Source organism: Microcystis sp. LE19-8.1F (genome assembly GCF_027531715.1).
GTDB classification, from domain to species: Bacteria; Cyanobacteriota; Cyanobacteriia; order Cyanobacteriales; family Microcystaceae; genus Microcystis; species Microcystis wesenbergii_A.
The window spans coordinates 1-9,511 of record NZ_JAPZSO010000202.1 but is presented as its reverse complement, the minus strand read 5'-3'; the positions used below and the strand labels follow the sequence as shown (position 1 = coordinate 9,511).

The window sequence follows — 9,511 nt, the reverse complement described above, 5'->3', positions numbered from 1 at the left end:
TTCCCCTCAAGAAACACGGTCGTCGTGCTAAGAGTCTTTTTCGCTTAGGTTTTGACCATCTTCGTCATCTGATTCTTAACCCTTCTTTGCCTAATCATCGGGATTTTCTTCATTCCCTACAATTTTTGTCCTGTACTTAGTCCACTGATAACTGATAACTGATAACTGATTAATCAAAAAGACGAAAATAGGGGTAACGTTTGGGAACCCCCGGTTCTTTTTCCAGATCAAAATTAATTACATCCCAACAGGGTTGATCGGGGGCATCGGGGCTAAATTCTACTGGTAAACCGTAGAGACGGGGAATAGTGGCTTCACCCGGTCCATTACCGCGCCAAGTGGTGTTACGTTCTAGGTAGGAACTAACTAGATCGCGATAACGGTTGGCAATAATTACTTTAGTCGCTTTAAATCCTTGAGTATAGAGGCGATCGAGTGCTTCGTGAATCTCAAAACGAATGCCATCCGGGTGGGTGTGTTGACGATACCACTCACCATTCCAGAGTCGCCAATGCCGTCCTGACTGCAAGTGAACCAACTCTCCCGTTTTGGGATCGGCTTCAAAAGCTCCATGGCGCGGACACAAATAGGTATCCGTCAAAGTGAGGGCGGGGATTAGCTGCCGACAGTGAGGACAATGGATATCGGGGCCAAAAACAGGGTATTGTAAACTTGCATTGATCATGGAAGAACCTAAACTAAAAATTGCTATCTTTGTACCAATAATCCTATCCATATTATACCCAACCAAATTGGACGGGTATTCTCTTTCGACTTTAGTGCAGATCCTTTCATGTCTTTAGATAACTTAAGATCAACTTCTAATTTCTGGCCCCTTGTCGATGTCAGTCAAGCGGCTTTTATCGCCCCTAATGCCACGGTAATGGGCGATATTTCCCTAGCTGTGGGGGTAAGTGTTTGGTATGGGGCGGTATTGCGTGCCGACGTGGAACGCATCGAAATTGGGGCCTATACTAATATCCAAGATGGGGCGATCCTACACGGAGATCCAGGCAAAATTACTATCCTTGAAGATTACGTTACCATCGGGCATCGGGCGGTAATTCACGCAGCCCATATTGAACGCGGTTGTTTAATCGGCATTGGGGCAGTGATTCTCGATGGTGTGCGCGTCGGGGCGGGTAGTATTGTCGGGGCGGGTAGTATCGTGACAAAAGATATACCACCGCGATCTTTAGTGGTGGGCATTCCCGCTAAACGCGTCCGGGAAGTCTCGCCACAGGAGGCTCAAGAGTTGATCGAACACGCCGAGCGCTATGCTAAACTTGCCCTCGTTCATGCGGGAAAAGCTACTGATACCGGATTCCCAAAACGGGCGGATTAGGGTATAAATATAAAATGAGAATCAAGTAACAATCTTTTAAGCACTGACCGAGGAGAAGGAAATCTATGGACTGGAGAGTGTTAATCGTTTTAACCCCTTTGCTTATTGCTGGTGGCTGGGCTGTCTTCAACATCGGCGCTGCCGCCATTAGACAAGCTCAACAGTTTCTCAGCAAACAAAGTTAATAAAAGTTTATACTTCTTAGTAAAACCGATCCCCTAGGCGATCGGTTTTTAATTTTTCCTTATCCAGCGATCGCTGATTGGGTGTGGGGTGTAGGGTGTGGGGTGTGGGGTGTGGGGTGTAGGATGTGGGGTGTGGGAAGAATAAATAAAAATAATCTCCTGACTCCTGAATCCTGACTCCTGAATCCTGACTCCTGACTCCTGACTCCTGACTCCTGACTCCTGACTCCTAACCCCACCAATACACTTTTTCAGCAATCTCTACTTAACCATGAAATCTAACTGTCAAAATCTCATTCAAGAACTTGCCCATCTGGAAATTATCACCGATCCAGGGCAAGTAGCGAAACTTTCCTTAGATTATTATCATTTTAGTCCCATTTTAGAGGCACAACTGCAAGATAAACGGGCTGATTTAGTCATTCGTCCCCACAATAGCCAAGAAGTTATTGACATCGCTAAAACCTGCGTTAAATACCAAATTCCTTTAACAGTCAGAGGTGCGGGTACAGGTAATTATGGTCAATGTGTTCCCTTGCAGGGGGGAGTAATTTTAGACACAACCAAACTAACAAAAATTATCTCGATCGAACCGGGTACAGCACGGGTAGAAGCGGGGGTAAAAATGGCCTTTTTTGATAAACAAGCTCGCGCAATCGGTTGGGAATTAAGAATGGCTCCCTCTACCTATCGGACGGCGACAATTGGCGGTTTTATCGGGGGTGGCAGTGTGGGCATGGGTTCGATTAATTATGGACAATTGAAGGATAGAGGCAATCTGCAAGCAGTGCAATTAGTCACCCTAGAAGCGGAACCAAAAATTATCGAACTACGGGGGGATGAGGTAGAAAAAGTCAATCATGCCTACGGAACAAATGGCATTATTACCGAGTTAGAAATAGCCCTCGCTCCCTGTTATCCTTGGGCAGAATTTATCGTTACTTTTGCCGATTTTATCACCGCCGCTAAATTCGGTCAAGCTCTCAGTGATAGTGATGGCATTGTCAAGAAAATGGTTAGCGTTCACTCCTGGCCAATTCCTGCTTATTTTACCGCTCTTAAGGATTATTTACCCACAGGAAAAGCGGCAGTTTTGTTAATAGTATCGGACAGCGATCGAGGGGCATTAGAGTCTTTAATTAAAGAATATAATGGTGAACTTACCTACTATAAAACGCCAGAAGAAACTCAAAAAGGCAACAGTATCTTAGAATTTACTTGGAATCATACCACTCTCCATGCGCGTAGTTTTAACCCCAAGATAACTTATCTACAAGCTTTTTATTTTAATCTAGCCACGGTGGAGAAACTCTATAATTATTTTGGGGAGGAAATAATGATGCACCTAGAATTTTTGAAATTTCAAGGTAAAGTTATTCCCGCCGGTCTTCCCTTGCTAGAATTTACCACAGAAACTCGATTAAATGAGATTATTGCTATCTATGAACAACAGGGGGCAGCTATTGCCAATCCTCACACTTATATCATGGAAGATGGCGGCAGCAGACAGATTAATCCCCTGCAACTAGAATTTAAACAACTCGTCGATCCCTACGGATTGAACAATCCGGGTAAAATGCGAGCATGGGTTGAAGCAAGGGGGTAGGGGTTCGATTCAGGCTAGATTAAACAAGATAAGTAGGTAGGCGTTAAAAATTATCAGATGCCCCCCTTGTCAAGGGGGGACTAAGGGGGGATCGGCACCCCCCTTATTAAGGGGGGCAGGGGGGATCAGAGGCGAAATCTATCTTCAATTTAATTATAACTACTTACTTATCTTGAGTTGTTACTATTGCCCATTTTCCCAAATTTTTACAGTTTTGTCAGCACTAACAATAATCAAATATTTCTCATCGGCACTAATTACTAAAGATAACAGGTTGTCTGTGGGTTGATCAAGAGTTCCTAATTCCTCTTTGCTTGTTAAAGACCAAAACTTAATCGTTTGATCCGAAAGCTTGTTTAATCTGATCAGCACAAGCAGCAGAGGATAACCCCAGAATTTCCTAATATTAACGATGACTATTCATAAACACAGGTAAAGACGATCTGACTTGAGAATTTCCAAAATTAATCAAAAAATAGACTCGATCGACCCCAAATAACGCACAATAAAAAAGGAAATGTCAAAGGAGAATCGCAAATGTTGCCCTATATCCTAGCGGTCGTTGTGGGATTGAGTAGTCTGTACCTCCTCACCACCGCTTTTATCGCCCCCGATCGCCACCGTCAAGATGATTTTCTCTGGAGTGCGGTAGGATTATTCTATGCTCTTGTCCTCTGGTTGTGCGCGGGAAGGATTACAGGCGCTATCCTCCTCGGACAAGCTGCCGCAGCCATTTTATTTATTGCTTTCGCTTGGCAAACTCTCAAACTCAGACAAGCACTTTTTTATCCCGACAAACCGGTTAAATTATTTACTATTGTCGGTTGGTTAGGCAATCGTCTGGGGAAAGTTACTTCCTCTCAATCCCCCAAAACTAAAGCTAAAGCTGAGAAAGTAGCAGCAAAAGTCAAAGAAACGGTTAAAGAAACGGTTGCCCCCGTTGCCGAAACAGCGGCAGCTATCGGGGAAACTACTACAGAATCGGTCACAGAAATTGGGGAAAAAGCTCAAGAAACGGTTGCCCCCGTTGCCGAAAAAGCGGCAGCTATCGGGGAAACTATTACAGAATCAGTGACAGAAATTGGGGAAAAAGCCGCAGAAATTATTGATGATGGGGAAACTTTCGATGATTTCGATGATTTCGACGATTTTGATTTGGCAACGGAAGAGATCAACCCTTCCGAAAATGCCCCAGAAATTCCCCCGACTGAACCTGTCACAAATGTTGAAGTCGAAACTATTGCTGTTAGCGAAACGGTGATTATTGAAGTTACCGAGGAAGATTTGCCCCCAGAAGAAACTATCGGAAAAGATACTCCCCCAGAAACTCGCTCGCCAAGCGCAGAAAATCCCCCCCCATCGGATTAAAAAGTTAAGATTATTTAGCGGGTGGGTTAGGCAATAATTACCGAAGAAATTAACTAATTAATTTAACCTTTGCCCCCCCACCCAGTCAAACCAAGTTGACAATATGACTCGAAGAATTAATTTAATTCGATGGTTTTATTTTCCTAGTACACAGGGATAAAGCTTCTCGTTTTTCGGGACGATTTTCGAGATAATCTCCTAACCAAAGACAACCTCGATCGAGCAATTTTTGTAAATAATCATATTCTGTTTCTAAGGTCCATCGATGCTTTTGACCATCCCTAGCAATAATCACAATCTCTCGACCATCAGGACTAAAAGCGATCCCATAGACGATATCTTCTTCTATTTTAAACTCCGAGCGCAAATTTCCGTCCATGTCCCAGCGTCTAGCTGTACCATCCCTTGAAATAGCGGCGATTTTTTCACCATCGGGACTAAAACTAACTCCATAAACGGGAAAAGAATCGGTTTTAATCTCCTTTAAAATATTACCCTGCAAATCCCAAATTTTAATCTTTCCCCGGGCAGCCGTAGCAATTTTTTGGTGATCGGGAGAAAACACCAAATCATAGATAATATTATCATCGGCTCTCCAGGAATTAATTAATTGAGGCCGATAATTACTTAAATGCCAGTATTGAACTTTTCCCTCGCTTGTTCCCGTGATTATTGCTGTTCCCTCTCCATTAAAAGCAAGACTATAAATCGGTACTTGACTGGCAGTAAATTCTTGAAGCATTGTTCCTTTTTGACTCCAGATTTGGACTTTTCCATTTCTTCCTGTAATCGCCATCTGATTACCATCGGGATGAAAAGCTATACTATAGATTGAGCGCATTTTTGTGGCAAATTCTCTAATTTTTTTTCCCTGGTAATTGAGTAAAGTAATCTGACCATCTTTGTTAGCAATAGCGATAATATTGCCCTGAGAATTAATGCTAACACTGGTATTATCGGCCTTAGCTTGATTTAAATTGTTCAGTTGCCAAATTTTAGCCGTTTCATCACTCGATCCAGTTACCACCTCTTTTCCATCTTGACTAAATACAGCAGTAAAAACTGATTCTTGATGTCCTCTAAGAGTGGTTATTTCTTCCCCTTGCATTCCCCAAATTTTAGCACTACCGTCACTAGATGCGGTAATTATAAACTGGCCATCAGGGCTAAAATTAACACTGTTGACAAAATCTTGATGTCCCTGTAAACTAGCTATTAAATTTCCCTGTAAATCCCAGATTTTAGCAGTTTTATCTGCCGCTGCTCCGGCAAATTTTTTACCGTCAGGACTAAAATTAACACTATAAAAAGCCTCAATATTTTCTTTACCCAAACTCAAGATAATTTGACCTGATAAATCCCAGATTTTAATCGTACCATCCCGGGAAGCGGTGGCAATTTTTTGACCATCGGGACTAAAACTAGCTGCATCTATCGATCTTTTATGTCCCTTAAATACCTGTAAAGTTTGACCTGATAAATTCCATAATCTAGCGGTTTTATCCCTGGAAGTAGTCACAATTTTTTGACCATCGGGACTAAAACTAACACTATAAACTGATTCTTGATGGTCAGAATAGGTGACTAAATTTTGCCCTTGCAAGTTCCAAATTTTGGCGGTTTTATCTTCGGAAGCGGTGGCGATTTTTTGACCATCTGGACTAAAACTAACACTATAAACTGCCCCTTGATGACCTGTCAAAGTTTGAATATTCTCACCTTTTTTATTCCAAATTTTTACCGTCCCATCCTGAGAAGCAGTGGCGATTTTTTGACCATCTGGACTAAAACTAACACTATAAATAGTTCCCCGGTGTCCTTGCAGTTGGTTTTTTTCTTGAATGCGATCTAAAATTTGTTGTAGGGTAATAATTGGACTGGTAGCAGGATATTTACCCAAGATTTGCCCATCAGTAACGATATTTTTTAAACTATTTACTGCTTGCATGGCCGCAATTAAAGATTCTAGTTCTTCAAATTGAAATTGTTGCCAATAACTGTCACCATTGCGCTGTAGTTGAATACCCAATTGAGCGGTTTCTACTTGCTGCCACGCTTGTTTTACCTGAATAAAAGCTAAGAGAGAACCCAAAAGAGAAGCAATTAAAATTACCGAGCCAATTTGAATTCTCTTGGTGGCTTTTTGGTGAGCGATTGCTAGAATTTTATTAGCTTGCCTCTGGGTTTCTAGGCTAATTTCCGCCTCTCTTTTATCGAGATTTTGACTAGCAGTTAAAAACTGATAATCAAGATTACTTAAGCTTTTCCCCTGAGACCAATCGAGGGCATTATTTAAAGCTTTTCCGCGTAAAAGCCGCGATTCATCGGTATAATTAGACTGTTGCCATGCGGCGATCGCTTCTGAGTAGGGACGCAATTGCTCTAATTGTTTTTCCACCCAATTAAAATTAAATATTTCTCGATAAATAGGATTATAAACTACTAATTGATTATCCTTTTTAACCACTAACCCCGATAACCTTAATTCCCTTTGTTCTGGGCTATCATCGTACGCGATTGCCCCCTTTTCTAAAATTTGTTGATAGATACCTAACAAACGACCCGCTTTGTCTTGATTTCTTAACAAGCGATCGGCAATAGTTCGCAGATGAACTGGTTCATCTTGAGATTCCCAATTATTAATAATTTTCTCTTTGATCAGCGTCTCAATATCTAAATTAGTTTCCCGCAATAGCTGACAAATTTTCTGGGTTAAAAATGGCTGTCCTCCCGTCCAAAAAATAACTTTTTCTAACCAGTCGGGTTGATAATTACTTTGACCGGATAATCCCGCGGCTAAAGGAGCAATTTCTGCAAGATTAAATCCTGTTAATTCGATCGCTTGGCCGATATTAAAAGATGTTTGGGTCTTTTCGCGAATTAAATCTGCTGGGGTAGCAACACCGAATAAAGCGAAAGTAATTCTTTCATACTGGGAATTTTCCGCCCTTTGGTTATAACAATAACGAATCAGGGAAAAAAAGTCATCTAGAGAAAACTGTAAACTGAGAATTTTATCGATCTCGTCGATAAAAATATATATTTTCTCTCCCCGACAATAAACTAATAAAACTTCCTCAATAAATTGTCCCAAACGCTGCACGGGGGGTAAATCCTCTCGCTCGCGCAACCAGGATTTAAGATTAATTTTTCCCGTCAGATTAAATCCTAAAAACAAACGGGTGATCACGCCGTTATACCATTGGGATAAATTATCATTACTACCAATACTGGTTATATCTACCGCCGCACAATCCATGCCCGATTGCTGTAAAATATGGGTCACTCGTACCCTTAAACTGGATTTGCCCATCTGACGACAGTTAAAAACGTAGCAAAATTGACCATTTTTTAACGCCGTTAACAGTTCTCGATCGGCATTTCTCTCGATATAGGTAGGATGGTTATAGGCAAGACTACCCCCAACACGATATTGATAATTCATTATCCTTAAACAAAATTATTTCAATGTCACCAACGGAAATAAAATAGACAATTGTGATGGAGATATCTATAATGCAAGGATAATCGCTATTGACAACCTATCCCCAAGGCAATTATGAAGAAAACTTTTTTCACCTCCATCGCCGTTAGTGCCACCCTCGTCAGTGGTATTGTTTTAGGTACTCTTGATGCTGGCAGTGCCTCCGCTTGTGCTTTCGCTAAAGCTAAAGGCATTTTTGGCAGCAATACCACCTTCCCTGTCGATGCTAACAAACTTATTTTAGGGGTTGCCGCCGCTACAGGAGCAATCACCGTAGCTGGTGTTTTAAGCTACCGTCGTTTTCACTCCGGGCAGCCTCCTGAAGATGCCGCCGCTAAGCTGCCGTCGGTATTTCCTATCCCCATTCCCCCCGCAGCTTTAAATGCGGAAGTGGAGGCGGAAGAAGCGGCAGAAACCAGCAAAATCTCCTAAAAATCGGCTATATTTCCTCAAAAAAGGTGTTGGCATCCCCGCAGCTTTCCCGCTAGGCAACACCTTTTTCTGCCTAATTGTGTCCCAGTTATCAGAATTTCCAGCCATTTTTAAGTTATGTTAAAAAGTGCAACCCTACCACCAGAGGTAAAGATGGGCAACTCCACCACATTTTCTGACACCCCACTTCACAAAGATCATCACACTTGGGAGCATTTAAAACAAGCCATCGCCGCTAGTTCCGGTTTTCGGCGTTGGCAGCAAGAACAACTAGAATCAGGTAAAAATAGAGACGATGCTGATGCTCGCATTTGTTCCTATCTACGGGAAACTTTAGAAACTTTAGCCTACTAGATTGATGCTCCCCAGCTATGACGGCATGGGGACTTTTTTTTGTCCGTTTAAGCTAATTTGCGGGCATTATTTTCTGCGCGCCTCGTAACCCAACAACCAGACAAAAGCGACAATTAAAGGCAGCAAATAATAAATAGCTCGATAGGCGATTAAAGAACCTAAAAGCTCGGCATTAGATACATATTCGGGGCGCAATCTCAGCATGATAAACTCAAAAACACCTATTCCCCCCGGCACGTTGCTTAATACCCCTGCCGTCATGGCAAATACATAGAGACCGAAAAATCCTAAAAACGAAGTATTGTAGCTGCCCGGGAGAAGAAGATATAGAACTCTAGCGGCTAATATCCAATCAATAAAAGTCAACAAAATCAAAGCTAGAGAAAGATTACAAGAGGGTAAATAGATATTTTCTTTGCCGATTCTTATGGATTTTTTATAGGTGATAGTCAACAAAAAATATCCCGTAACCAGCAATAAAAAAATTACTCCTAAAGGTTTGGTACTTAAAAAAGGTAATTTTAACAGTTGAGGAATCCTTTGGGGATCGAGGAGGAAACTTAAACCACCAATCCCTAACATTCCTAACCAAAAGCTTATAGCGTTTTTCAGTCTGCTGAGGTACAAAAGTTATGGGTTTTAGGCAAAAGGCAAGAGGCAAAAGTCAAAAGGGAAGAAAAATATGTGTACCTCACTAGCTTATAGCGGTGTGCAGTCGTATTAGGTACAGTGTCACA

General features: G+C 41.8%; 9 protein-coding genes and 2 pseudogenes. 7 read left to right on the top strand and 4 right to left on the bottom strand.

Annotation, left to right across the window (positions count from 1 at the left end):
• Positions 1 to 140, top strand: a pseudogene (locus O9334_RS19265) (IS4 family transposase); the annotation flags it as partial.
• Between the two features lie 29 nt (positions 141 to 169).
• On the opposite strand, the gene O9334_RS19260 reads toward O9334_RS19265, so the two are convergent.
• Positions 170 to 685, bottom strand: a complete 516-nt coding sequence (locus tag O9334_RS19260; RefSeq protein WP_045357972.1) for a TIGR02652 family protein — start codon at positions 683 to 685, stop codon at positions 170 to 172.
• Between the two features lie 108 nt (positions 686 to 793).
• On the opposite strand from O9334_RS19260, the gene O9334_RS19255 reads away from it, so the two are divergent.
• From O9334_RS19255 to O9334_RS19245, 3 genes are all read left to right on the top strand, one after another.
• The gene (locus O9334_RS19255) at positions 794 to 1,345 is read left to right on the top strand and encodes a gamma carbonic anhydrase family protein (RefSeq protein ID WP_002798512.1); all 552 of its coding nucleotides are present in this window, start codon (positions 794 to 796) and stop codon (positions 1,343 to 1,345) included.
• Between the two features lie 65 nt (positions 1,346 to 1,410).
• Positions 1,411 to 1,530, top strand: a complete 120-nt coding sequence (locus tag O9334_RS19250) for a photosystem II protein Y (protein ID WP_002747397.1) — start codon at positions 1,411 to 1,413, stop codon at positions 1,528 to 1,530.
• 271 nt (positions 1,531 to 1,801) lie between these two features.
• Positions 1,802 to 3,136, top strand: a complete 1,335-nt coding sequence (locus O9334_RS19245) for an FAD-binding oxidoreductase (RefSeq protein WP_190381256.1) — start codon at positions 1,802 to 1,804, stop codon at positions 3,134 to 3,136.
• A 183-nt stretch (positions 3,137 to 3,319) separates the two neighbouring features.
• Here O9334_RS19245 and O9334_RS19240 read toward each other — a convergent pair whose 3' ends face one another.
• Complete coding sequence (locus O9334_RS19240; RefSeq protein ID WP_288001897.1) at positions 3,320 to 3,508, bottom strand: WD40 repeat domain-containing protein; 189 nt, start codon at positions 3,506 to 3,508, stop codon at positions 3,320 to 3,322.
• Between the two features lie 165 nt (positions 3,509 to 3,673).
• On the opposite strand from O9334_RS19240, the gene O9334_RS19235 reads away from it, so the two are divergent.
• Positions 3,674 to 4,504, top strand: coding sequence for a Ycf66 family protein (locus O9334_RS19235; protein ID WP_288001894.1), 831 nt, complete (start codon positions 3,674 to 3,676; stop codon positions 4,502 to 4,504).
• Positions 4,505 to 4,625: 121 nt separating this feature from the next.
• Here O9334_RS19235 and O9334_RS19230 read toward each other — a convergent pair whose 3' ends face one another.
• Positions 4,626 to 7,949, bottom strand: a complete 3,324-nt coding sequence (locus O9334_RS19230) for a WD40 domain-containing protein (RefSeq protein WP_045357436.1) — start codon at positions 7,947 to 7,949, stop codon at positions 4,626 to 4,628.
• A gap of 114 nt (positions 7,950 to 8,063) precedes the next feature.
• On the opposite strand from O9334_RS19230, the gene O9334_RS19225 reads away from it, so the two are divergent.
• Positions 8,064 to 8,420: a hypothetical protein gene (locus tag O9334_RS19225; RefSeq protein WP_045357439.1), complete on the top strand. Its 357-nt coding sequence runs from the start codon at positions 8,064 to 8,066 to the stop codon at positions 8,418 to 8,420.
• Between the two features lie 117 nt (positions 8,421 to 8,537).
• Positions 8,538 to 8,774 (top strand): hypothetical protein, encoded by a 237-nt coding sequence (locus tag O9334_RS19220; protein ID WP_080603301.1) that lies wholly within the window; start codon positions 8,538 to 8,540, stop codon positions 8,772 to 8,774.
• 66 nt (positions 8,775 to 8,840) lie between these two features.
• On the opposite strand, the pseudogene O9334_RS19215 reads toward O9334_RS19220, so the two are convergent.
• Positions 8,841 to 9,374, bottom strand: a pseudogene (locus O9334_RS19215) (hypothetical protein); the annotation flags it as partial.
• Between the last annotated feature and the right edge of the window lie 137 nt (positions 9,375 to 9,511).